We start from the raw sequence: 1,192 nt of genomic DNA, 5'->3' as shown, positions 1-1,192 counted from the left end.
ATAACAAACGACTATGGCGTCAATGATTAATTTTTGGCAGTGTTTTCATCCCACATGGCGCCATCTCTCAGCATAGAGTTAAGAGTCACAACCATCTTTCGAACACACGCGATTATTGCGACTTTCTTAGGCTTTCCGGCAGCTACAAGTCGAGCATAAGTTGCTTTGAATACGGGGTTACATTGCATGGCTGACATCATTGCCATATATAACACTGTGCGTACTTGCGCTCGACCGCCTTGGATCACGCGCTTACCTTTGTAGCGCCCACTTTCGCGTGTTATTGGAGCGACACCAATTAGTGATGCCGCTTGTTTATTTGTGATGTAGCCAAGTTCTGGTACGTTGCTAATTATTGATGCAGCGGCAATGTTTCCTATTCCAGGGACGCTCTGCAATATTGTGTTTTTAGCCTGATATTCAGGGCTATCTTCAATGAGTTTAACGAGCTTTTCTTCTAACTTGGTGATTTGATTTTTTATCGTGGTTAGCATCGGTTTGATAGTCGGATGGAGAGAAGCGGGAAGTATCTGGATTCGGTTCTTTTCCATGGTTTGCATGGATAACAACTGGTTTCGGCGAATGACTAAGTCACTCATTAGGCGTATGTTTTTTGGCTTTATGACAGTAAGAGCTGGTTTGATTGCTTCTCCATAGTGAGCAATCAATTCTGCATCTAAACGATCATTTTTGGCTCTGCGGCCAATAGCACCAGCGAACCGTTTTATGTGGACAGGGTTTGCTCTGACAATAGGTAATTGAGCCTCTGCACATGCAAGAACAAAAGGCATTTCTAATCGGCCTGTTGCTTCAATAACGATTCGTTCAGGACTGTGACTCTTAATCGTTTTGAGTGCTTTTTTGATGCCTTTATCATTGTTCTCTACTGAGAAAAATAGGTCTAGTGGCCTGATGTGGATGTCTAATTGTGTTTTTCCGGTATCAACTCCAACGTTGATGCTTTGATTGATTTTGGTATTCATAATAAGCTAACTCATGCTTGCGTAATGCGGGTTCGAGACCCAGTCGACTATTCGAGGTTTATGCTTGAAGTCCTATGTAGCGTTCATGTTTGTTATCGGTCTCTCGATAGAGGAGCCAGCGTTTAAACGAACTACTACATAGAAAGCTTTAGTTGCAGCTAAAGCCTGGGTCTCACATTACCCGATTGGAGTGCTTATTATCCATACAA

General features: G+C 42.8%; 1 protein-coding gene. It reads right to left on the bottom strand.

The features are described 5' to 3' along the window. Positions 1 to 26 precede the first annotated feature (26 nt). Complete coding sequence (locus AB4249_RS20955; protein WP_017064050.1) at positions 27 to 983, bottom strand: IS110 family transposase; 957 nt, start codon at positions 981 to 983, stop codon at positions 27 to 29. Positions 984 to 1,192 lie beyond the last annotated feature (209 nt).

The sequence above is a fragment of the Vibrio sp. 10N.261.55.F4 genome, from assembly GCF_041470465.1.
GTDB classification, from domain to species: domain Bacteria; phylum Pseudomonadota; class Gammaproteobacteria; order Enterobacterales; family Vibrionaceae; genus Vibrio; species Vibrio crassostreae_C.
This window is presented reverse-complemented; position numbering and strand designations above follow the sequence as displayed.

Excerpts from the sequence above, each read along its gene's own strand:
- AB4249_RS20955 (WP_017064050.1), bottom strand. The coding sequence starts at position 983 with ATGAATACCAAAATCAATCAAAGCATCAACGTTGGAGTTGATACCGGA.